At 61.2% G+C, this 22,652-nt stretch carries 23 protein-coding genes, 1 tRNA gene and 2 pseudogenes; 15 read left to right on the forward strand and 11 right to left on the reverse strand.

Features of this window, described 5'->3' with window-relative positions; translation table 11 throughout:
* Window positions 1–65 precede the first annotated feature (65 nt).
* Window positions 66–506: a hypothetical protein gene (locus AB4O22_RS24800; RefSeq protein ID WP_013692070.1), complete on the reverse strand. Its 441-nt coding sequence runs from the start codon at window positions 504–506 to the stop codon at window positions 66–68.
* Between AB4O22_RS24800 and trmL the strand changes: the two genes are divergently transcribed.
* Window positions 505–960 (forward strand): tRNA (uridine(34)/cytosine(34)/5-carboxymethylaminomethyluridine(34)-2'-O)-methyltransferase TrmL, encoded by a 456-nt coding sequence (trmL, locus tag AB4O22_RS24805; protein WP_003196848.1) that lies wholly within the window; start codon window positions 505–507, stop codon window positions 958–960. The genes AB4O22_RS24800 and trmL overlap by 2 nt on opposite strands.
* A 177-nt stretch (window positions 961–1,137) precedes the next feature.
* Here trmL and secB read toward each other — a convergent pair whose 3' ends face one another.
* The 3 genes from secB to AB4O22_RS24820 are packed head-to-tail and all read right to left on the reverse strand — an operon-like array spanning window position 1,138 to window position 2,331.
* Window positions 1,138–1,620, reverse strand: coding sequence for a protein-export chaperone SecB (secB, locus tag AB4O22_RS24810; protein ID WP_057449148.1), 483 nt, complete (start codon window positions 1,618–1,620; stop codon window positions 1,138–1,140).
* Window positions 1,621–1,661: 41 nt separating this feature from the next.
* Window positions 1,662–1,916 (reverse strand): glutaredoxin 3, encoded by a 255-nt coding sequence (grxC, locus tag AB4O22_RS24815; RefSeq protein ID WP_003196844.1) that lies wholly within the window; start codon window positions 1,914–1,916, stop codon window positions 1,662–1,664.
* 1 nt (window position 1,917) lies between these two features.
* Complete coding sequence (locus tag AB4O22_RS24820) at window positions 1,918–2,331, reverse strand: rhodanese-like domain-containing protein (protein WP_003196840.1); 414 nt, start codon at window positions 2,329–2,331, stop codon at window positions 1,918–1,920.
* Window positions 2,332–2,483: 152 nt separating this feature from the next.
* Here AB4O22_RS24820 and gpmI point away from each other — a divergent pair, with 152 nt between their 5' ends.
* The 4 genes and pseudogenes from gpmI to AB4O22_RS24840 all read left to right on the forward strand — a co-directional run bounded on the left by gpmI (window position 2,484) and on the right by AB4O22_RS24840 (window position 7,679).
* Window positions 2,484–4,013 carry a 2,3-bisphosphoglycerate-independent phosphoglycerate mutase gene (gene gpmI, locus AB4O22_RS24825; protein ID WP_013692069.1) on the forward strand — a complete coding sequence of 510 codons (1,530 nt, stop codon included), beginning with the start codon at window positions 2,484–2,486 and terminating at the stop codon, window positions 4,011–4,013.
* A gap of 241 nt (window positions 4,014–4,254) precedes the next feature.
* Window positions 4,255–5,546, forward strand: a pseudogene (locus AB4O22_RS24830) (murein hydrolase activator EnvC family protein).
* 32 nt (window positions 5,547–5,578) lie between these two features.
* On the forward strand, window positions 5,579–6,895 hold the full coding sequence (locus AB4O22_RS24835; protein ID WP_003196836.1) for a S41 family peptidase: 1,317 nt from the start codon (window positions 5,579–5,581) through the stop codon (window positions 6,893–6,895).
* 1 nt (window position 6,896) lies between these two features.
* Entirely contained in the window at window positions 6,897–7,679 is a 783-nt protein-coding gene (locus AB4O22_RS24840) for a divergent polysaccharide deacetylase family protein (protein WP_223471090.1), read from the forward strand.
* Between the two features lie 23 nt (window positions 7,680–7,702).
* Here the strand turns inward: AB4O22_RS24840 and AB4O22_RS24845 are convergent, their stop codons facing one another.
* The 7 genes from AB4O22_RS24845 to AB4O22_RS24875 form a co-directional block, all read right to left on the reverse strand.
* Window positions 7,703–8,449: a substrate-binding periplasmic protein gene (locus AB4O22_RS24845; RefSeq protein ID WP_223471091.1), complete on the reverse strand. Its 747-nt coding sequence runs from the start codon at window positions 8,447–8,449 to the stop codon at window positions 7,703–7,705.
* Window positions 8,450–8,512: 63 nt separating this feature from the next.
* Entirely contained in the window at window positions 8,513–9,283 is a 771-nt protein-coding gene (gene hisF / locus AB4O22_RS24850) for an imidazole glycerol phosphate synthase subunit HisF (RefSeq protein ID WP_003196830.1), read from the reverse strand.
* Window positions 9,284–9,292: 9 nt separating this feature from the next.
* Window positions 9,293–10,030 carry a 1-(5-phosphoribosyl)-5-[(5-phosphoribosylamino)methylideneamino]imidazole-4-carboxamide isomerase gene (gene hisA, locus AB4O22_RS24855; RefSeq protein WP_003196828.1) on the reverse strand — a complete coding sequence of 246 codons (738 nt, stop codon included), beginning with the start codon at window positions 10,028–10,030 and terminating at the stop codon, window positions 9,293–9,295.
* Between the two features lie 42 nt (window positions 10,031–10,072).
* Window positions 10,073–10,327: a DUF2164 domain-containing protein gene (locus AB4O22_RS24860; protein ID WP_003196826.1), complete on the reverse strand. Its 255-nt coding sequence runs from the start codon at window positions 10,325–10,327 to the stop codon at window positions 10,073–10,075.
* On the reverse strand, window positions 10,327–10,965 hold the full coding sequence (gene hisH, locus AB4O22_RS24865; protein WP_003196824.1) for an imidazole glycerol phosphate synthase subunit HisH: 639 nt from the start codon (window positions 10,963–10,965) through the stop codon (window positions 10,327–10,329). Before hisH ends, AB4O22_RS24860 begins: the two co-directional genes overlap by 1 nt.
* Entirely contained in the window at window positions 10,965–11,558 is a 594-nt protein-coding gene (hisB, locus tag AB4O22_RS24870; protein WP_003186751.1) for an imidazoleglycerol-phosphate dehydratase HisB, read from the reverse strand. Before hisB ends, hisH begins: the two co-directional genes overlap by 1 nt.
* 282 nt (window positions 11,559–11,840) lie before the next feature.
* On the reverse strand, window positions 11,841–13,502 hold the full coding sequence (locus tag AB4O22_RS24875) for an OFA family MFS transporter (protein ID WP_003196821.1): 1,662 nt from the start codon (window positions 13,500–13,502) through the stop codon (window positions 11,841–11,843).
* Window positions 13,503–13,764: 262 nt separating this feature from the next.
* Here AB4O22_RS24875 and panM point away from each other — a divergent pair, with 262 nt between their 5' ends.
* From panM to AB4O22_RS24925, 10 genes and pseudogenes are all read left to right on the forward strand, one after another.
* Window positions 13,765–14,163 (forward strand): aspartate 1-decarboxylase autocleavage activator PanM, encoded by a 399-nt coding sequence (panM, locus tag AB4O22_RS24880; protein WP_223471092.1) that lies wholly within the window; start codon window positions 13,765–13,767, stop codon window positions 14,161–14,163.
* 183 nt (window positions 14,164–14,346) lie between these two features.
* Window positions 14,347–16,578, forward strand: coding sequence for an AsmA family protein (locus AB4O22_RS24885; protein WP_460097368.1), 2,232 nt, complete (start codon window positions 14,347–14,349; stop codon window positions 16,576–16,578).
* A complete protein-coding gene (mutY, locus tag AB4O22_RS24890) occupies window positions 16,575–17,642 on the forward strand; it encodes an A/G-specific adenine glycosylase (protein ID WP_003196816.1) in 1,068 nt (355 codons plus the stop codon). The genes AB4O22_RS24885 and mutY overlap by 4 nt, the downstream gene beginning before the upstream one ends.
* Entirely contained in the window at window positions 17,639–17,911 is a 273-nt protein-coding gene (locus AB4O22_RS24895) for an oxidative damage protection protein (RefSeq protein ID WP_003196814.1), read from the forward strand. Before mutY ends, AB4O22_RS24895 begins: the two co-directional genes overlap by 4 nt.
* Window positions 17,912–18,013: 102 nt before the next feature.
* Window positions 18,014–18,089: transfer RNA gene (locus AB4O22_RS24900), tRNA-Phe, on the forward strand.
* Between the two features lie 116 nt (window positions 18,090–18,205).
* The gene (locus AB4O22_RS24905; protein ID WP_003196810.1) at window positions 18,206–18,535 is read left to right on the forward strand and encodes a DHCW motif cupin fold protein; all 330 of its coding nucleotides are present in this window, start codon (window positions 18,206–18,208) and stop codon (window positions 18,533–18,535) included.
* Between the two features lie 61 nt (window positions 18,536–18,596).
* Window positions 18,597–19,004 carry a hypothetical protein gene (locus tag AB4O22_RS24910; RefSeq protein ID WP_003196808.1) on the forward strand — a complete coding sequence of 136 codons (408 nt, stop codon included), beginning with the start codon at window positions 18,597–18,599 and terminating at the stop codon, window positions 19,002–19,004.
* Window positions 19,005–19,130: 126 nt separating this feature from the next.
* Window positions 19,131–19,646 (forward strand): annotated as a pseudogene (locus tag AB4O22_RS24915) (PDDEXK nuclease domain-containing protein); the annotation flags it as partial.
* 161 nt (window positions 19,647–19,807) lie between these two features.
* The gene (locus AB4O22_RS24920; RefSeq protein ID WP_003196803.1) at window positions 19,808–20,413 is read left to right on the forward strand and encodes a biliverdin-producing heme oxygenase; all 606 of its coding nucleotides are present in this window, start codon (window positions 19,808–19,810) and stop codon (window positions 20,411–20,413) included.
* Window positions 20,410–22,644 carry an ATP-binding protein gene (locus tag AB4O22_RS24925; RefSeq protein WP_003196801.1) on the forward strand — a complete coding sequence of 745 codons (2,235 nt, stop codon included), beginning with the start codon at window positions 20,410–20,412 and terminating at the stop codon, window positions 22,642–22,644. The genes AB4O22_RS24920 and AB4O22_RS24925 overlap by 4 nt, the downstream gene beginning before the upstream one ends.
* The last annotated feature ends 8 nt before the right edge of the window (window positions 22,645–22,652 follow it).

Here is a 22,652-nt window from a genome sequence, read left to right on the forward strand (position 1 = left end):
GGACCTTCGCGGTAAGCCCTCCCGTTTTGGGGACCTTGGTACAGGCAGGCCGGGGATTCCCTCTTTTATTGCTCCTGGAGACGGACCTCCAGCCGCCAGCGGTCATCGACCTCGCTGGAGGTCCACGCCCCGCGCAACGGACGCGCCGCCACCAGCGTCAGCAACAACCCCTTGTCACTCAACCGCACCCGCCAGTTCACGTCCTTGCCGTTGAGCTTTAACTGGCCGTTCTGCGATCGCCCTTGCGCTTCGAACAACAGCGCCACCGAGCCGTCGATGACTTCCCCGTGCAGCTTGGGTTCGGTGTTGAACCAGGCCACCACCCCACCGTCAATCACCTCGACCTGCTGCAGCACGCTCGGTTCGGGCGTGGTCAGGCGTCCGATCATCAATCCGACCATCATGCCGAAGATCGCCAACGAGCCCATCACCCGAGGCATTAGCTTCGAACGTCGGTCGGTTTGCAGCGTAGAATGCCGCTCATCTTCATCTGCGGAGCCGTGCATGTTTCACGTCATCCTTTTTCAACCGGAAATTCCGCCGAATACCGGCAATGTCATCAGGTTGTGCGCCAACAGCGGCTGCCACCTGCATTTGATCGAACCGCTGGGCTTCGACATGGACGACAAGCGCCTGCGCCGTGCCGGTCTCGACTATCACGAGTATGCCACCTTGCAGCGTCACGCCGACCTTGCCAGCTGTCTGGAAAGCCTCGGGCATCCGCGCCTGTTCGCCTTTACCACCAAGGGTTCGCGGCCGTTCCATGACGCCAGCTTCGTCGCCGGTGATGCGTTCCTGTTCGGCCCGGAAAGCCGTGGCCTGCCGGCCGAGGTGCTGGACGCCCTGCCCGCCGACCAGCGCCTGCGCCTGCCAATGCGCGAAGGCTGCCGCAGCCTGAACCTGTCCAATACCGTGGCGGTGGCGGTTTATGAGGCGTGGCGGCAGAACGGCTTCGCCTGAGCCCTGCCTGTCAGCCAGAAACACCTGTGGGAGCGAGCCTGTGGGAGCCGAGCTTGCTCGCGATGAGGTCGACACGGTTCAACTGCAAAACCGCGTCATCGTTCATCGCGAGCAAGCTCGGCTCCCACAGGGCTCGCTCCCACAAGTTTTGTGCCTTGCGAACAGAAGCGACGCCGCTTACTGAACGGTCGCGCCGCCTTCTTGCTGCATGCGCTGCAGTTCTTGCGCATACAGGGCATCGAAGTTCACCGGGGCCAGCATCAGGGCCGGGAACGAACCGCGGGTCACCAGGCTGTCCAGGGTTTCGCGGGCGTAAGGGAACAGGATATTCGGGCAGAACGCACCGAGGGTGTGGCTCATCGAAGCGGCATCCAGATTCCTGATCAGGAAGATCCCGGCCTGTTGCACTTCGGCGATGAACGCCACTTCGTCACCGTTTTTCACGGTAACCGACAGGGTCAGCACCACTTCGTGGAAGTCGTCTTCCAGGGCTTTCTGGCGAGTGTTCAGGTCCAGGCCTACGCTCGGCTCCCACTGCTGGCGAAAGATCGCCGGGCTTTTCGGGGCCTCGAAGGACAGGTCACGTACATAAATGCGCTGCAAGGAGAATTGCGGTGCGGTTTCTTCTTCGCTGGCAGCTGTGTTCTGTTGGTCAGTCATCGCAGATCCTTCTTACTTTCAGGTTCTTGTCAGTGGGAAATTCAGGCCTTGAGCAGTGCGTCGAGCTTGCCGGCGCGCTCCAGGGCGAACAGATCATCGCAACCGCCCACGTGGGTGCTGCCGATCCAGATCTGCGGCACGGACGTGCGCCCGGCCTTCTGGGCCATTTGGGCGCGCAGTTGCGGCTTGCCGTCGACCTTGATCTCTTCGAAGGCCACGCCTTTGTTCTGGAGCAGGAACTTGGCTCTGGAACAATAGGGGCAGTAATCGCTGGAATAGACAACGACGTGGGACATTTCACTTCACCAGGGGCAGATTGTCGGCTTTCCAGCTCGCAACACCGCCGGACAGCTTGGCGGCGGTGAAACCGGACTTCATCAGCTCGCGGGCGTGGGTGCCGGCGTGCTGGCCTTGGGCATCTACCAGGATCAGTGTCTTGGCCTTGTGTTTTTCCAGCTCGCCGATGCGGGCGATCAGTTTGTCCTGGGGAATATTCACCGCCCCGACAATGTGGCCAGCGGCGTAATCCTTGCTCGGGCGGATGTCCACCACCACGCCGGCATCCTTGTTGACCAGCGCCGTCAGCTCGGCGGTACTGAGGCTGCGACCGCCACCCTGCATCGTATGGGCTACCAGCAACGCCAGCAGTACGACGAAGATACCGACGAGAATGTAGTGGTTAGTGGCAAATTCAATCAGGTGAGCAACCATCGAAGGAGGTTCCAGGGCGTTAAAATGTCGGCCAGTATACACAGCACACAAGGCCGGCCAAACCCCGCCCGGCGGTGACGCCGTCGGAACTTACCTTTAAACTGCCCGTCCCTTTTCCATCGTCTTCTTTTAACCCGCCACGAGTGGATTCCATGACTACCACGCCTAAACCTTTGGTCCTGATGATTCTCGACGGCTTCGGTCACAGTGAAAGCCACGAATCCAACGCCGTGTATTCGGCCAACAAGCCTGTGCTGGACCGTTTGTGGGCCACCGTGCCCAACGGCCTGATCTCCGGCAGCGGCATGGACGTCGGCCTGCCGGACGGGCAGATGGGCAACTCCGAAGTCGGCCACATGAACCTCGGCGCAGGCCGCGTGGTGTATCAGGACTTCACCCGCGTGACCAAATCGATCCGCGACGGTGAGTTCTTCGAAAACCCGACCATCTGCGCCGCCGTGGATAAAGCCGTGGCCGCCGGCAAGGCCGTGCACTTCATGGGCCTGCTGTCCGACGGTGGCGTGCACAGCCACCAGGACCACCTGATCGCCATGGCCGAACTGGCCTTCAAGCGCGGCGCCGAGCAGATCTACCTGCACGCGTTCCTCGATGGCCGCGACACGCCACCGAAAAGTGCCACGTCGTCGATCGAACTCCTGGACGCAGCATTCCAGGCACTCGGCAAGGGGCGCATCGCCAGCCTCATCGGCCGCTATTACGCCATGGACCGTGACAACCGCTGGGACCGCGTGTCCCAGGCCTACAACCTGATCGTCGACGGCAGCGCCGAATTCAATGCCGCCACCGCCCAGGAAGGCCTGCAAGCCGCCTACGAGCGTGGTGAAAGCGACGAATTCGTCAAGGCCACCACCATCGGCGAACCGGTCAAGGTCGAGGACGGCGATGCCGTGGTGTTCATGAACTTCCGCGCCGACCGCGCTCGCGAACTGACCCGCGTGTTTGTCGAAGACGACTTCAAGGAATTCGAACGCGCTCGCCAGCCGAAACTGGCCGGTTTCGTGATGCTGACCCAATACGCCGCCAGCATCCCCGCGCCATCGGCCTTCGCCGCCGGCAGCCTGGAAAACGTGCTGGGCGACTACCTGGCGAAGAATGGCAAGACCCAACTGCGCATCGCCGAGACCGAAAAGTACGCCCACGTGACGTTCTTTTTCTCCGGCGGCCGTGAAGAACCCTTCCCGGGCGAAGAACGCATCCTGATCCCCTCGCCCAAAGTCGCCACCTACGACCTGCAACCGGAGATGAGCGCGCCGGAAGTGACCGACCGCATCGTCGAGGCCATTGAAAACCAGCGTTACGACGTGATCGTGGTCAACTACGCCAACGGTGACATGGTGGGCCACAGCGGCGTGTTCGAGGCGGCGGTCAAGGCCGTGGAATGCCTGGACACCTGCGTTGGCCGCATCGTCGAGGCCCTGGAAAAGGTCGGCGGCGAAGCACTGATCACGGCCGACCACGGCAACGTCGAGCAGATGTCCGACGAATCCACCGGCCAGGCCCACACCGCCCACACTACCGAGCCGGTGCCGTTCATCTATGTCGGCAAGCGCAATTTCAAGGTCCGTGACGGTGGCGTGCTGGCTGACGTGGCACCGACCATGCTGATGTTGCTGGGCATGGAGAAGCCGGCGGAGATGACCGGGACGTCGATCCTGGTCTGATTGATCCAACAATCACCGCAAACCCTGTGGGAGCAAAGCTTGCTCGCGATAGCAATCTGACAATCTACATTTTCGCTGGATGTGCTGACGTCATCGCGAGCAGGCTTTGCTCCCACAGGGGTTTGGCGGGAAATAAGTGCCCTGCACCGCTCCAGTTATCACACAGCCCCAAATGGGCGTTTTTTTTGCAGCGTGGGGCGGGCATACTAGGCCGTCCCTTTCCCTGGTGTCGCCCGCCTCTATGCTTCGCGTCCTGATAGCCCTCGCTCTGACCTGCTTGCTCCAACCGGCCTTTGCCGACGAGCGCGCGCAAACCCAACAACAGTTGGAAGCCACGCGCCAGGACATTGCCGAGCTGAAAAAACTGTTGGGCAAGTTGCAGGAAGAGAAATCCAGCGTGCAGAAAGACCTGCGCGGCACCGAGACCGAGATGGGCAATCTGGAGAAACAAGTCGACGCCCTGCAAAAAGAGCTGAAGAAAAGCGAATCCGAGCTGCAACGACTCGATGGAGAGAAAAAAAACTCCAGAGCGCGCGCACTGAACAGCAAAAGCTGATCGCCATCCAGGCCCGGGCCGCCTACCAGAACGGTCGCCAGGAATACCTCAAGCTGCTGCTCAACCAGCAGAATCCCGAGAAATTCGCCCGCACCCTGACTTATTACGATTACCTGAGCCAGGCCCGCCTGGAACAGCTCAAGAACTTCAACGAAACCCTGCGCCAACTGGCCAATGTCGAAAAAGACATCGAACTGCAGCAAGCCCAGTTGCTGGTGCAGAAAAGCAGCCTCGACACCCAGCGCGAAGAACTCGAGAAGGTTCGCAAGGAACGCCAGGTGGCCCTGGCCAAGCTCAATGACGACGTGAAGGCTCGCGACAGCAAGCTCAAGGCCCGCGAGCAGGACCAGGCCGAACTGGCCAATGTGTTGAAAACCATCGAAGAAACCCTGGCCCGCCAGGCTCGAGAGGCAGAAGAAGCGCGCCAGAAAGCGCTGATCGCCCAGCAGGAAGCCGAAAAAAAGCGTTTGCGTGAAGCCCAGGCCGACGCAGATGCCGGCGACGCGCCGCGCAAGCCGGTGAAATCAAGCCCCGGCGCGCTGGTTTCCAGTGATGGCGAAACCTTCGGCGGCGCTTTTGCGTCGGCGCGGGGCAAACTTCCATGGCCGGTCAATGGTCGACTGCTTGCGCGCTTCGGTGAAACCCGCGGCGACGACACCCGCACCAAGTGGGACGGCGTGATGATCAGCGCCTCCGCCGGCAGCCAGGTGCATGCCGTGCATGGCGGGCGCGTGGTCTTCGCCGACTGGCTGCGCGGCGCCGGCCTGCTGGTGATCCTGGATCACGGCAACGGTTATTTGAGCCTGTACGGCCACAACCAGACGCTGCTCAAGTCCGCGGGGGATGTGGTCAAGGCCGGTGAGTCCATCTCCACGGTCGGCAACAGTGGCGGGCAGGATACGCCAGCACTGTATTTCGCTATTCGTCAGCAGGGTCGCCCCAGTGACCCGGCCCAATGGTGTCGTGCGCAAGGATAAGCGCGCCCATCCTATTAAGGAGTTCGTTCGACATGCTGCATTTGTCCCGCCTTACCTCGCTGGCCCTGACGATCGCCCTGGTGATCGGTGCGCCCCTGGCTTTCGCCGCCGAACCGGCCCCGTCGGCACCCGCCGCCACAGCCGCGACCACCAAGGCCCCGCTGCCGCTGGACGAACTGCGCACCTTTGCCGAGGTCATGGACCGGATCAAGGCCGCCTATGTCGAACCGGTGGACGACAAAGTACTGCTGGAGAACGCCATCAAAGGCATGCTCAGCAACCTTGATCCGCATTCGGCCTACCTGGGGCCGGAGGATTTTGCCGAGCTGCAGGAAAGCACCAGCGGCGAATTCGGCGGCCTGGGCATCGAGGTCGGCAGCGAGGACGGTTTCGTCAAAGTGGTTTCGCCGATCGACGACACGCCTGCTTCCAAGGCCGGCATCCAGGCCGGTGACTTCATCGTCAAGATCAACGGCCAGCCGACGCGCGGCCAGAGCATGACCGAAGCCGTGGACAAGATGCGCGGCAAGATCGGCCAGAAGATCACCCTGACCCTGGTGCGCGACGGTGGCACGCCGTTCGACGTGACCCTCACGCGGGCGGTCATCCAGGTCAAGAGTGTGAAGAGCCAGCTGCTGGAGTCGGGCTACGGTTACATCCGCATCACCCAATTCCAGGTCAAGACCGGCGAAGAAGTCGCCAAGGCCCTGGCCAAGATGCGCAAGGACAACGGCAAGAAGCTCAACGGCCTGGTCCTGGACCTGCGCAACAACCCCGGCGGCGTGCTGCAATCGGCGGTGGAAGTGGTGGATCACTTCATCACCAAGGGCCTGATCGTCTACACCAAGGGCCGCATCGCCAATTCCGAGCTGCGCTTCTCGGCCACCGGCAACGACCTGAGCGAAGCCGTGCCATTGGTGGTGCTGATCAACGGTGGCAGCGCCTCGGCATCGGAAATCGTCGCCGGCGCCCTGCAGGACCAGAAGCGTGGCGTGGTCATGGGCACCACCAGTTTCGGCAAAGGCTCGGTGCAAACCGTATTGCCACTGAACAACGACCGCGCCCTGAAGATCACCACCGCGCTGTACTTCACGCCCAACGGTCGCTCCATCCAGGCCCAGGGCATCGTCCCGGACATCGAGGTGCGCAAGGCCAAGATCACCAACGAACAGGACGGCGAATACTTCAAGGAAGCCGACCTGCAAGGTCACCTGGGCAATGGCAACGGCGGCGCCGACAAACCGACCGGTTCCGGTGGCAAGGCCAAGCCAATGCCACAGGATGACGACTACCAGTTGGCCCAGGCCCTGAGCCTGCTCAAAGGGTTGAACATCACTTCCGGCCGCTGAGATGGGCCGGCGCTTCATCCTCGGCCTGTTGTGCTGCCTGGCGGGCACTGCCTTTGCTGCGCCCGCCGCTTCACCCGCTCCACCGCACAAGGCCTACCTGAGCCTGATCATCGACGACCTGGGGCAAAACCTGCCCCGGGATCGCCGGGTACTGGCCCTCCCCGGCCCGGTCACCACCGCGATCATGCCTGACACGCCCCACGCCGCCGAATTCGCCCGCGAAGCCCATCGTGCCGGCAAACTGGTCATGCTGCACATGCCCATGGACCCGGCCACCGGGCCGTTCGCCTGGCATCCGGAGCTGCCCATCGAAGAACTGGGCAAGCGCCTCGACGCCGCGTTCGCTGCCGTGCCTTATACCAGCGGGATCAACAACCACATGGGCAGCCGCATGACCGCCCAACCCCAGGCCATGGCCTGGCTGATGGCGAACTTGCAGCAGCGACACAAATTTTTCGTCGACAGCCGCACCAGCGCCCAGACCGTCGCCGCCGCCGAGGCGCAGAAGATCGGCCTCGCCAGCGTGTCGCGGGACGTGTTCCTGGACGACGAGCGCACCGAAACGGCCATCGCCCGCCAGCTCCAGACCGCTATCGACCTGGCCCGCCGGCAAGGCTCGGCCGTGATGATCGGCCACCCCTACCCACAGACCCTGGCCGTGCTCGAACGCGAACTACCCAAGCTCAAGGCCCAGGGCGTCGAATGGATCGACATCAAGTCGATGATCAGCCTGCGCAGCAATCGGGCGATGGTCGGGCATGGGAAGGATGGGGTTTATCGGTAGCGGCGACCCGGCTGGCGCAACCTTCAGAGATACCGCGCCATGATCGCGTCCACTTCACCTTCCTTGCGCAATTCATCCAGGGCCTTTTGAAGCCGGGCAACCACGTCGTCAGGCACGTCCTTGTTCAAGGCCAGGTACAACTCGGCACTGTTGAAGCGCAGCACGGTCTTGAGATCGGTCACCCCCTCCTGACGCGCCAGGTAACGCCCGGCAGGATCGCCGGTGGCCCACAGATCGATCTGGCCGTTGACCAGTTTTTTGGCGTTGTCCTGATCGCGCAACACGACAATCGGGTTCAGCCCTTGCTTGGCCAATGTCTCGGCAATCGCGTCGCCCTTGTAGGCCCCGACCTTGTATTGGCGCGCCTGCTCCAGCGAACCTAGGGCGATCTTGCTGTCGGCCTTGGCGAGCATGATCCAATCATCCGGACCGATGGGGCCAACCCATTTGAAAAGCCTTTCACGCTCCGGCAACCGCGCCATGACAAAAACACCGTAGCCAGGGTTTTCCAAGGCGAGTTTGTAGATCCGCTCCCAGGGGAAACGCAGTGTCAGGCTGTAGGAAATATCGGCACGCTTGAAGACTTCGCGGACGATGTCCACGGCAATGCCATGGATGTTCTCGTCCTGAGCGAAGTTCTTGCCGTTCTTGGCCATGTTGTACGGGGGGAAGTTTTCCGTCAGCAACACCAGCGATGTATCAGCGGCGCGGACGGTACCTGCGAGCAGCAGCGTGACACCGGCAAAGGCAAGAACGAGGCGTTTGAGCATGTCGGGCTACCGCAATCCATGGTGTGCCCAAGAGTGCCTTGGGCCCGCCATGGTGTCCAGCGATCAGCGAATGCAGATACCGCGATGCGCCATGTAGGCCTTGGCTTCCGGCACGGTGTACTCGCCAAAGTGGAAAATGCTCGCCGCCAGCACCGCGCTGGCATGACCTTCCAGGATGCCGTCGGCCAGGTGTTGCAGATTGCCGACGCCGCCGGAAGCGATCACCGGAATGCCCAGGGCATCGCTGATGGCACGGGTGACACCGAGGTCGAAGCCGTTCTTCATGCCATCCTGGTCCATGCTGGTCAGCAGGATTTCACCGGCGCCCAGGCCTTCCATCTTCTTCGCCCACTCCACGGCATCGAGGCCCGTGGGTTTGCGGCCGCCGTGGGTGAAGATTTCCCAGCGCGGGGTTTCGCCCGGGCCGGAGACCTTCTTCGCGTCGATGGCCACGACGATGCACTGCGAACCGAAGTGCTGGGCCGCTTCACCGACGAATTCCGGGTTGAACACCGCCGCAGTGTTGATCGACACCTTGTCGGCACCGGCATTGAGCAGGTTGCGGATGTCCTGCACGGTGCGCACGCCACCGCCCACGGTCAGCGGGATGAATACCTGGCTGGCCATGCGCTCGACGGTATGGAGCGTGGTATCACGGCCATCGACGCTGGCCGTGATGTCGAGGAAGGTGATCTCGTCCGCACCCTGTTCGTCGTAGCGACGGGCAATTTCCACCGGGTCGCCGGCATCACGGATGTTCTCGAACTTGACGCCCTTGACCACCCGGCCGTTGTCCACGTCCAGGCAAGGGATGATGCGTTTGGCCAGCGCCATGGTGAGTCCTCAGCCTTTATAGGTATCGCAGAAGGCCTGGGCCTCGGCGACGTCCAGGGTGCCTTCGTAGATCGCGCGACCGGTGATCGCACCGATGATGCCCGGCGCCTTGGCGTCGAGCAGTGCCTTGATGTCACCCAGGTTATGGATGCCACCGGAAGCGATGACCGGGATCTTCGTCGCGGCGGCCAGGGCGGCGGTGAATGGAACGTTGCAGCCCTGCATCATGCCGTCTTTGGCGATGTCGGTGTAGACGATGGCAGACACACCGTCGGCTTCGAAACGCTTGGCCAGGTCGATCACCTGTACGGTGCTGACTTCAGCCCAACCGTCAGTGGCGACGAAACCGTCTTTTGCGTCCAGGCCAACGATGACCTTGCCCGGGAAAGCGCGGCAGGCTTCGGCAACGAACTCGGGCTCCTTCACGGCTTTGGTGCCGATGATCACGTAGCTCACGCCAGCCTTGACGTAGTGCTCGATGGTTTCCAGCGAACGAATGCCGCCGCCGATCTGGATCGGCAGGTTCGGGTAGCGCTTGGCAATGGCCGTGACCACTTCGCCATTGACCGGTTGTCCTTCGAAGGCGCCGTTCAGGTCGACCAGATGCAGGCGACGGCAGCCGCCCTCCACCCACTTGGCGGCCATGCTCACCGGGTCATCGGAAAACACCGTGGAGTCTTCCATGCGGCCCTGACGCAGACGTACGCAAGCGCCGTCCTTGAGATCGATAGCGGGGATAATCAGCATCTGGCAAACCTTCAAATACGAATATTCAGCTTGGCTCGAAAATCAGTTTTTCTCGAGCGCCCACAAGTCGCTTTCAATGCTTTCGAACCTTTCTTTAAGGTGCGTCTGCACATCGAAAATCGCCCTGTTGTAATAATGCGGAGCAATTTCGCGGGTAAACAGGTCAAGAATTTCCGCCGCTTCGAACGAGCCCAGGTCCAGCTCGAAACGGTCCTCCATGAACCGCTGGATCTTGCGGTTCGCTTCACTCTCCTGCTCGGACGTGAGGGTGAGGATCGGCGGTTTCTTGCGGGCCATTACCAGCGCCCGTCCCACGCTGCGAAGTTCTGCAACAGTTGCAGGCCATGGGTATGGCTCTTCTCGGGGTGGAACTGCACGGCGAAGCGCGAGCCATCGGCCAGGGCCGCGGCGAAATCGACGCCATAGTGACCGCTGCCCACTACCTGCCGCGCATTACCGGCGGCGATGTAGTAGCTGTGCACGAAGTAGAAGCGCGCCAGGTCCGGGATGTTGTGCCACAGCGGGTGATCCACCGTCTGCTTCACTTCGTTCCAGCCCATGTGCGGGACTTTCAGGTGCTCGCCGTCTTCATGCAGGCCCTTGCCGAAAAACTTCACCTGGCCTGGAAACATGGCAATGCAATCGACGCCGTCGTTCTCTTCGCTGTGCTCGAGCAAGGCTTGCATGCCCACGCAGATGCCCAGGAACGGACGGTCCTGGCTGACTTCGTGCACCAGCTTGTCGAAGCCCAGGCGACGAATCTCGGCCATGCAATCACGAATCGCACCGACGCCGGGAAACACCACCCGGTCGGCTTCGCGAATCACGTCGGCATCGCTGGTGATCAGCACCTTGCCGGCACCCACGTGCTCGAGGGCCTTGGCCACCGAGTGCAGGTTGCCCATGCCGTAGTCGATAACCGCGACCGTCTGCATTACAGGACGCCCTTGGTGGAAGGCATCTGGCCGGCCATGCGGTCATCGAGCTCGACGGCCATGCGCAGCGCGCGGCCGAAAGCCTTGAACACGGTTTCGATCTGGTGGTGGGTGTTGTGCCCGCGCAGGTTGTCGATGTGCAGGGTCACGTTGGCGTGGTTGACGAAGCCCTGGAAAAATTCCTGGAACAGGTCAACGTCGAAGCCGCCGACGGTGGCACGGGTGTACGGCACATGCATCTGCAGGCCCGGACGGCCGGAGAAGTCGATGACCACGCGCGACAGCGCTTCATCAAGCGGCACGTAGGCATGGCCGTAGCGACGGATGCCCTTCTTGTCGCCGATGGCTTTGGTAAAGGCCTGGCCCAAGGTGATACCGACATCTTCCACCGTGTGGTGGTCGTCGATATGCAGGTCGCCCTTGCTGACGATGTCCAGGTCGATCAGCCCGTGACGGGCGATCTGGTCCAGCATGTGCTCAAGAAAAGGCACGCCGATATCAAACCGGGCCTTTCCGGTGCCATCCAGGTTGATCGAGGCTTTGATCTGGGTTTCCAGAGTGTCGCGCTCGACAGACGCCTTACGTTCGGCCATCACCAGCTCCGCAAAATCATTGGGCGAAAAAGGCAGCCATTATAGGGGCGCGAGCGGCAAACAGAAACACGGGAGGTGATATCCCTGACGGGTTGTCGGCGATAGACATGTCCATACAAGCTTTCACCACACATAAAACAAATGTGGGAGCGAGCTTGCTCGCGATAGCGGTGGGTCAGCCGACATGATGTCGACTGACACGCCCTCATCGCGAGCAAGCTCGCTCCCACACAAGCTCGCTCCCACAAGGTTTGCCCTCACCTGATGGTCAGGGCAACGGTCTTAGTGGAACAACACCGCCGTCTTCTGCAGGGTCACCCACACACCCCACGCCAATGGAATGCCCACCACCAGCCAGGCGGCGATCGCCAGGGGCTTGGTGCCCGGCGCAGCTTTCCACTCCAGCGAAGTGGTGCTGTCGGCGCCTTTGTCATGGCCCAGCGCCTGTTCGGCGGCCAGTTCGGCGTCGGTCATGAAGTACTTGTCGGCGACCGGACGGACCAGCAGGTTGCACAGGAAGCCCAGCACCAGCAGGCCGGCGAGGATGTACAAGGTGATGTCATAGGCCGCGGCACGTTCAACGCCGATGCTCAGTTGATATTCACGCAGGTAGTTCACCAGTACCGGACCCAGCACGCCCGCCGCTGCCCAGGCAGTCAGCAGACGACCGTGGATCGCGCCGACCATTTGCGTACCGAACAGGTCCGCCAGGTAGGCCGGCACAGTGGCGAAACCGCCGCCGTACATCGACAGGATGATGCAGAACGCCGCCACGAACAGCGCGACGCTGCCCAGGTGACCCAGGTTCGGGATCAGCGCGTACAGGGCAAAGCCCAGGGCGAAGAACACGAAATAGGTGTTTTTACGACCCAGGTAATCCGAGAAGGATGCCCAGAAGAACCGGCCGCCGATGTTGAACAGGCTCAGCAGACCGGTGAAACCAGCGGCGATGGCCGCGATCTGGCCCAGTTGCACGGCGTCCAACTGACCGAAAGGCAGGTCATTGCCGAGCAACTTGCCGCCGAACACTTCCTGCAACAGTGGCGAAGCCATGCCGAGAATGCCGATACCGGCGGATACGTTCAGGCACAGCACCAGCCATACCAGACGGAACTGCGGGGTTTTCCAGGCAACGTTCACATGAACGTGGCGATGGGTGATCATCGCGTTCGCGGCTTTCTTCGGTGCCGGGGTCCAGCCTTCAGGCTTCCAGCCGGTTGGCGGAACGCGGTACGACAAGGCGCCACCGATCATGAACACGAAGTAGATCGCGGCCATGACCAGGAAGCTCTGCCATACGCCCACGCCGGTTGGCGAAGCGAAATGGCTCATCAGCGCCGCAGCCAGCGGAGCACCGACCATCGCTCCGCCGCCGAAGCCCATGATCGCCATGCCGGTGGCCATGCCACGCTTGTCCGGGAACCACTTGATCAGGGTCGACACCGGGGAGATGTAGCCCAGGCCCAGGCCGATACCACCGATCACCCCGGAACCGACCCACATCAGCCAGATCTGGTGGGTATAGATACCCAGCGCGGAAATCAGCAGGCCACCGCACCAGCACAATGCCGATACAACGCCGGCCTTGCGTGGCCCGGCGTGTTCCAGCCAGCCGCCCCAGATGGCTGCCGAGCAACCCAGGAAGATGAAGAACAGGGTGTAGATCCAACCGAGCATCGAGATCGGCCAGTCACATTGGGACGAAAAGACTTGCGAGATGAAGCTCATATCCGGTGCACAGGCCACAGGCTTGGTGACACCCAAGGCTTTGGACAGTGGCAGCCAGAACACCGAGAAGCCGTAGGCCATGCCGATGCAGAGATGAATGGCCAGTGCGGCCGGTGGAACCAGCCACCGGTTGAAACCGGGCTTGGCGATGATGCGTTCCTTGGAGAGGAACGCAGGCTGGTCGGCGACGCCGCCGGCCGTGATGCTCGTGCTCATTTGTGTATCCCCCAGTTATTAGAATGGTTCGCCAGTCACGCATCACCGTCAGCCTTCATTGCACGCAGGCATGACTGTATTTTCTGGTAAAGCTCCATATTAGTGCGACATTACGTCGCAGAAAGACGGGCGAACAGGCAAAGGTTACCATTTGATCGTTACAGAAGAATCAAAGTGATATCACCTTTTTCGTTTCATCTGTCTTATCGCGCCATTACTGACTTTCTGTAGGGCGTGAACCGTTTATTTTTCAGGAATCCGTATGCCCATCGTCGTCGAGCACCTGAACGAAGCCACCTGCCAAGACCAGCAGGATCTGCAGAAAATCTACCGGGATGCCCCGGCCTGGCTGTTCGAACCGTTTAGCGATGCCACGCAATTGATCGCGCAATGCCTCGAGGAAGGCTCGCTGATCGCGGCACGCTTCAATGACCGACTGCTTGGTGCAGCACGTCTGCAACGGCACCAGAACGCCTGGCGCTTGTCCCACCTGTGCGTACGAAGCGTTACCCGTCGCCGTGGCGTGGCTGAACGGTTGGTGAGCGAAGCCCGGCGACTGGCCGCGCTAAACGGTGCCGAGCTGCACTTGTTGGCCCCGGCCGGGCATCTGCAAGCCCAGGCGCTGGCGGCCAAGCTGGAACTGATGCTGGCCCAGGATTAGAAACCACTGTGGGGCGAGCTTGCTCGCGACGGCGGTCGTACACGCAACACCTTCATTGACTGTCACACCGTTATCGCGAGCAAGCTCGCTCCCACAGTGGATTTGCGGTCCCAACGCACCACCACCAACCCACAGCGTTATACTCCCGGCTAAATTTTGAACTCAACCTACAAGGATTCGCCCATGAAAGCGTTCGGCAAAATCCTGGGTCTGGTACTTCTCGGGCTGTTGCTGATCATCGTGGCCCTGGGCTTTGCCCTGACCCACCTGTTCGATCCCAACGACTACAAAGAAGAGATCCGCCAGATAGCCCGCGACAAGGCCCACATCGAGCTGACCCTCAATGGCGACATCGGCTGGAGCCTGTTTCCGTGGCTGGGCCTTGAGTTGCACGACGCCAGCGTCGCTACCTTGGCCAGTCCGACCCAGCCTTTCGCCGACCTGCAGATGCTCGGCCTTTCGGTCCGGGTAATACCGCTGCTGCGCCGGGAAGTACAAATGAGCGATGTGCGGGTCGAAGGCCTGAACCTGCGGCTCAACCGTGACAAGAGCGGGCACGGCAACTGGGAAGACATCGGCAAGGTGCCGGCCTCTGCGTCGACGGCGAACGCGCCGGCACCCGTGCCGGCTGAACAACCGACCCCACCTGTCAGCACCCCGGCAGAAAAACCTGCCCAGCCGACCCGACTGGATATCGACAGCCTGACCGTGAACAACGCCCGGGTCGAATACACCGACGAGCAGACCGGCAAGCTGTTCACGGCCGAGAGCATTCAACTGAGCACCGGCCCGGTCCATGACTCCACCAACATTCCGGTCACCCTGACCGCATTCCTGTCCAGCAACCAGCCCGCCGTACGCGTACGCACCGAAGTGACGGGTGAACTGCGCTTCGAACGTGCCTTGAAGCGCTACAAGTTCGAAGACCTGAAACTGTCCGGCGAAGCCACTGGCGACCCCTTGCAGGGCAAGACCCTGAACTTCGCCGCCCAAGGCCAACTGTTCCTGGACAAAGCCGCAAACGTCGCCGAATGGACCGGCATCAAACTGTCGCTCAATCAACTGCGCGCCCTGGGTGAACTGAAGGTCAATGACCTCGACAAGACTCCGCAGTTGAATGGCGGCGTGTCGATCGCCCAGTTCGACTTGGCGAAGTTCGTCGACAGCGTTGGCCAGAAACTCCCAGCCATGGCCGAAGGCAGCCTGAGCAAGGTCGAGCTGTCCAGCCGCATTGCCGGTACGCCAACCAGTGTCGAGTTCAACGACATCAACCTGAAAGTGGACGACAGCAACTTCAGCGGTCGCATCGCCGTGGAGGACTTTGCCAAGCAGTCCCTGCGCGCGCAGCTCAAGGCCGACACGTTCAACGTCGACCGTTACCTGGCACCGAAGTCCGCCGAAGCCGACAGTTCCAAGGCAGCCCGTGAGGCCGAAGTCAGCAACACCGAAGCCAGCGCCATGGTCGGTGCCGGCAGTACACCGCTGCCAAGCGCCCCGACCCAGGGCGCCTGGAGTAACGATCGACTGTTTCCAGTGGAACGCCTGAGCAAGCTGGACCTCGATGCCGACCTGACCTTCGGGCAACTGACTCTCGATAAACTGCCGATCCAGAACGCTGCGCTCAAGGCTATCGGCCTGGGCGGCCTGCTGACCCTGGAGAATCTGCGAGGCGACCTGTACAGCGGCAACTTCGAAACCAAGGGCACCCTGGACGTGCGCCAGCCTACGCCGCAACTGAGCCTGCAAACGCGCATCAACCGGGTCCCTGCCGAGAAGATCATCGAAAGCCAAGGCAAGAATCCGCCGGTCAAAGGCCTGGTCACCGTCAACAGCGCGATCACCGCCAGCGGCAATAGCCAGAAAGCCCTGATCGACAGCCTCAACGGCACCGCCGGGTTCGTCATCAACGATGGCGTGCTGCTCAATGCCAACCTCGAACAGCAATTGTGCAAAGGCATCGCCACCCTCAATCGCAAGACCCTCAGCGGCGAACCCCGGGGCAAGGACACGCCGTTCCAGCAACTCAACGGCAATCTCACCTTCAACAATGGCGTTGCCAACAACCCGGACCTGAAAGTCCGCATCCCCGGCATGACCGTCAACGGCAACGGCGACATCGACCTGCGGGTACTGGGCATGGACTATCGCGTCGGCGTCATCGTCGAAGGCGACAAGAGCGACATGCCCGACCCGGCCTGCCAGGTCAATGAACGCTACGTCGACGTCGAATGGCCATTGCGCTGCCGCGGCCCGCTGGAACTGGGCGCCAAGGCCTGCCGCCTGGACAACGACGGGCTGGGCAAGGTCGCGGCGAAACTGGCCGGTGACCGTCTCGGCGACAAGATTGATGAGAAGCTGGGCGACAAGGTCAGCCCCGAACTCAAAGATGCACTCAAGGGGCTGTTCAAGCGATGAGAGCCGAGCAGTTTTCCACCGCCGTACTGGACTGGTTCGACCGCCACGGGCGCCACGATTTGCCCTGGCAACAAGCCATCTCGCCCTATCGGGTGTGGGTCTCGGAAATCATGTTGCAGCAGACCCAGGTCAGTACCGTGCTCAACTACTTCGACCGGTTCATGGCCTCGCTGCCCACCGTTCAAGCCCTGGCCGCCGCGCCGGAGGACGAAGTGCTGCACCTGTGGACCGGGCTGGGCTATTACACCCGTGCGCGCAACTTGCAGAAAACCGCGAAAATCGTCGTCGAGCAGTACGGCGGCGAATTTCCCCGGGACGTGGAAAAACTCACCGAGTTGCCGGGGATCGGCCTGTCCACCGCCGGTGCCATTGCCAGCATCAGCATGGGCCTGCGGGCGCCGATTCTCGATGGCAACGTCAAGCGGGTACTGGCGCGCTTCACCGCCCAGGAAGGCTACCCAGGCGAACCCAAGGTTGCGAAACAGCTGTGGGCCACCGCCGAGCGCTTCACGCCACAGGACCGCGTCAACGCCTACACCCAGGCGATGATGGACCTGGGCGCCACGCTCTGTACCCGTAGCAAGCCCAGTTGCCTGCTCTGCCCGCTGAAGCAAGGCTGCGAGGCCCACATGCTGGGCCTGGAAACCCGCTACCCGATTCCCAAGCCTCGCAAGGAAGTGCCCAAGAAGCGCACCTTGATGCCGATGCTGGCAAACCACGAAGGCGCGATCCTGCTTTACCGTCGCCCTTCCACGGGGCTGTGGGGCGGTCTGTGGAGCCTGCCGGAACTTGACGACCTCGACGACCTGCAGCATCTGGCCCTGCAACACTCGCTGGAGTTGGGCAGCCAACAGGAAATGCCAAGCCTGGTGCACACCTTCAGCCACTTCCAGTTGGCGATCGAACCCTGGCTGGTCCGGGTCCGGGAAACCGGCCATCACGTGGCCGAGGCCGACTGGCTCTGGTATAACCTCGCCACCCCGCCGCGCCTGGGCCTTGCCGCCCCGGTCAAAACCTTGCTCGAACGCGCGGCTGCCGTAATGAACGCAGGAGAGTTGCAATGACCCGCACCATCATGTGCCGCAAGTACAAAGAAGAACTGGAAGGCCTGGAACGTGCACCCTTCCCGGGCGCCAAGGGCCAGGACATCTACGACCACGTCTCGGCCAAGGCCTGGGCCGACTGGCAGAAACACCAGACCCTGCTGATCAATGAAAAACGCCTGAACATGATGAACGCTGAAGATCGCAAATACCTTCAGGGCGAGATGGACAAGTACTTTTCCGGCGAAGATTACGCCAAGGCCGAAGGCTACGTACCGCCGTCCGAATAAGCTGTTCAGTACGGGGGCGGATCGTAAGCGACGGTAATAGTTAAATATTTTTTGAAAACTTGCTTGACGCCCCCCTGAAAAACCCGTTTAATGCGCCCCGTTGCCCAGATAGCTCAGTCGGTAGAGCAGGGGATTGAAAATCCCCGTGTCGGCGGTTCGATTCCGTCTCTGGGCACCAAATACCGAAAACCCCGATCAAGAAATTGATCGGGGTTTTTTATTGTCCGGGATTTTCTTCCTCCGCCTTATCGACTCGGCTACATTCGTCCGCTCCCCTCCAGCAAGCGAGTCGACATGGACATCACCGGCATCCCCTTTGGCACCACCGATTGGTCAACCATCGAACCCACCGAGCACACAGGCATCACCGGAATCGCTTATTGGCGCACCCAACAGTTCGGGAACATTCGCGTGCGGATGGTGGAATATACGCCGGGGTACCTGGCCGACCATTGGTGCACCAAGGGCCACATCCTGTTTTGCCTCAAGGGCGAGCTCAATACTGAACTTGAAGATGGCCGGCAATTTTTGCTCAAACCCGGCATGAGCTACCAGGTAGCCGACCAGGCCGAGCCCCATCGATCCTCCACTTCATCGGGGGCTACGCTCTTCGTAGTGGATTGAGATTCGAAGCACTCCCGCTGAAGCTGTAGGATAGATAGCCTTATCCATCAGGAATCCGACTATGTCATCGGCGAACAAACAGCAGAAGCGCAGCCAGCGCGCCAAGGCGAAAGCCAAGCAGAACCGTACCAAGCGTGCTGCTGCGCCGAACGATTTCCTCGACCCGAACGACGAGCGCATCGATCTGGAAACCGTGGACCTGACGGAGATGTTCCAACTCATGGGCGCTGCCGAAAAGATCAGCCAGCAGGCCATGTGCATCGCCTTCCTGGGGCATCCACTGCTGGAGCTGGTGCTGGAGCAGGAAGGTGAGGAAGAAGCGACCGACTTCATCTTTACCGCATTGATCGAATACCGCCGCTTGACCACCGGTGTGGATGAACAGACCGCGCTGGATTGGGTGGAAAGCAAGCAATTCCAGGCCGATTATGTGGCTGCATCCCAGGCACTGGCGCAAGGCAAGGTCTGACTGTCACCCGCCAAGCGCTTTGTGGCGAAGGGGTTCGCGGTGGCTGACAGGCTGCGGGAATAGTTCCTACAAGCCAAGGTCAACCAACATGGGACGGCGTCATACCCGTCCTGCGTCAATCAGCTATTTTTCCTCTCAAATTTGCGCTACATGCGCCTCTTTTATCAGGCGTTTCCAATCTGTGACGCACTGCGTCACGAATTGAGCTGGACTCACTATCGAACGCTGCCACGCGTCGAAAATGCGAATGCATGCCGTTGGTACATGAAAGAAGCCGTCACTCAAAACTGGTCCACCCGCGCCTTGGAACGACAGATCGGCACGTTCTATTACGAACGTCTCCTGGCAAGCCACGACCGGCCTGCGGTAGAGCAGGAAGCGGCCGCCAATCTTGAGAAGCAGGATTTCGGTCCCAGGGACATCGTCAGGGATCCCGTGGTCCTTGAGTTCCTAGGATTGCCCAATACCGGCATGCCGCTGGAAACCGACCTCGAACAAGCCCTGATCGACCAGCTACAAGGCTTCCTTCTGGAACTGGGAAAAGGCTTCGCCTTTGTCGCCCGCCAACAGCGCATCAGCACCGAAAGCAAAGACTTCTACATCGACCTGGTCTTCTACAACTACCTGCTCAAGTGCTTTGTACGAGCTGGATCGCGAACAGGCGCGACTTGAAGAGGGGCGGCAATCGGGTACCGCGACTTGAAGAAGTGAAGGCCAACCTGATGAGCGCACACTCAAAAAACCCATGTAAGATTGGCGCGCTTTTTTTCCAGCAATGCTTCAGTCAACGAGCTTCATCCTGCATGTCACCGGCCGCGCCCCACCCTTCTCTGATCCAGGCATTGCGGACCGAAACCGCTGAACTGCACGTCGCACTGGAAAAACGCCTGCCGTTTTTCTCGCCACAGTTGGACCTGGATCTGTACCGACGCCTGATGGCGGCCTACTACGGTTTTTATCAACCGCTGGAACAACGGCTACATGTGCTGGCACTGATTCCGGCCGGGTTGGACCAGTCCCTGCGCATCAAACTTCCGGTATTGCGGGCCGACCTCACGGCACTGGGCCTGGATGAAACCGCTATCGAGGCATTGCCCACCTGCCAGGCGCTGCCGCGCATCGACTCCCGGGCCGCCGCCCTCGGCGTTTCCTATGTGTTGGAAGGTGCGACTCTCGGCGGGCAGATCCTGCGGCGCAGGGTGGCCGAGCAGCTCGGTCTTGATGCTTGCAGCGGTGCTGCCTTTCTCAATGTGTATGGCGAACTCACCGGCCGACGCTGGAAGGATTTCCTTCAGTACCTGGACGACAGGAACCTTGGCGAGACCCAGACGCTCGAAGTCACAAGCGCCGCCAAGGCGACGTTCACTCATTTCGAACACTGGCTGGACAGCCAAAAGGTACTGTTATGACCCCGGAAAACCAGGAAGCCTTCGAAGAGCTGCTGGCCAATTGCGCAGATGAACCGATTCGCTTCCCCGGGGCCATCCAGCCTCATGGCGTGCTGTTGATGCTGTCCGAACCCGATTTCGTGATCCGTCAGGTCAGCGCCAACGCCTTGCAATTGATGGGTCAGGATCCCCACAGGCTGTTGGGCCAGACGCTGGACGCACTGTTGGGGCTGGAACAGGCCGAGGCGATCCTGGTCGCCTGTCGCGCCGCCCCGGAAAGCGACAACGTGCCCGTGGCCATTGTCGTGAACCAGCAGCGCTTTGACGCCTTGGTGCATCGCCATCAGGGCGCCCTGATCGTCGAGCTGGAGCAACACCTGAGCGACTATCGCCCTGAAGGCGTCAGCGGCGAGGCCAACCTGGGCCGCATGCTGCAACGCCTGCAAAGTGCGAAAACCCTCCAGGCCCTGTACGAAATCAGCGTGCGGGAAATCCAGGCCATGACCGGTTACGACCGGGTACTGATCTACCGCTTCGAGGAAGAAGGCCACGGCCAGGTGATCGCCGAGGCCAGCGCGCCGTCGATGGAGCTCTACAAGGGCCTGTTTTTCCCGGCCTCGGATATTCCCGAACAGGCCCGCGAGCTGTATCGCACCAACTGGCTGCGGATCATCCCCAACGCCGACTACGCGCCGGTGCCGCTGGTCCCGGAACTGCGGCCCGACGCCCAGGCGCCCCTGGACCTGAGTTTTGCCACGCTGCGCAGCGTCTCGCCGATCCACCGCCAATACATGAAAAACATGGGCGTGCTGTCCTCCATGAGCATCTCGCTGATGGAAGGCGAACGCCTGTGGGGGTTGATCAGTTGCGGCAATCGCCAGCCGCTGCTGGTCCCCCATGAGATGCGCATGGCCTGCCAGACCATCGGCCAGGTGCTGTCGTTGCAGATCAGCGCCATGCAGGCCCTGGAACTGAACCGGCAACGGGACGCCAAGCTGGAAGACCTCCAGGTCCTCGCCACCGTCATGGCGGAGTCCAGCGAAAACGTCTTCGATGGCCTGTCCCATGAGCCACAACGGCTCATGGACCTGACCGGCGCCAGCGGCGTGGCGATTTTCGAAGACAACAAGCTGCACCGCCACGGCCAGTGCCCGGAACCGGAACAGATCCGCGAGCTGCACAAATGGATCCTGGAAACCGGCAAACCGGTGTTATCCCACCACAACCTGAGCAGCGACTTCGCGCCTGCCCAGGCTTATCAGGACGTGGCGAGCGGCGTGCTGGCGATCCACCTGCCCAAGCCAGTGGAAAACGGCGTGCTGTGGTTCCGTCCCGAGGTGAAACAAACCCTCCAATGGAGCGGCGACCCGCAAAAACCCCTGGACCTGGAAAACAGCGAGACCGGCCTGCGCCTGCGGCCCCGGACGTCTTTCGAGATCTGGAAAGTCGAAATGGCCGGCATCAGCACCAAATGGACCCATGGCGATCTGTTCGCCGCCAACGACCTGCGGCGCTCGGCCCTGGAAAACGATCTGGCCCGACAGGTGCGCAAGGAGCGCCAGGCCGTGCAGGCCCGCGATGAACTGGTGGCCGTGGTGTCCCATGACCTGCGCAGCCCGATGACGGTCATTTCCATGCTCTGCGGCATGATGCGAAAGGCCTTCAGCTCCGACGGCTCCCACAGTTCCAAGCGAATCTCTTCAGCCATCGACACCATGCAACAGGCCACCAGCCGCATGAACGCGCTGCTGGAAGACCTGCTCGACACCTCGCGCATCGATGCCGGACGCTACACCATCAATCCCCAGCCGATGGACGTCAGCCAGATATTCGAAGACGCCTGCTCGCTGCTGACGCCGCTGGCCACTGCCAAGGCCATCGACATTTCCTTCCATGCCGAACCCAACCTGAGGATCAATGCCGACCCCGAGCGGCTGTTCCAAGTGCTGTCGAACCTGATTGGCAACGCCATCAAGTTCACACCGCAACAAGGCACCGTGGGCATCAGTGCGATGTCAGTCGGCGATGAGATCGTGTTCAGCGTTCGGGACACTGGTGAAGGGATCGCGCCAGAGCAGTTGCCTCATGTTTTCGAGCGCTACTGGACGACCAAGGAAGGCAACCCGAACGGCACCGGGCTGGGGTTGTACATTTCCAAGGGGATTGTCCAGGCCCATGGCGGTAAACTGCACGCCGAAAGCCAGCCAGGCCAGGGCAGCGAATTCCGCTTTACCGTGCCGAAAATCGACTGAGCCAGGCA

The organism is Pseudomonas sp. S3_B11, assembly GCF_054667715.1.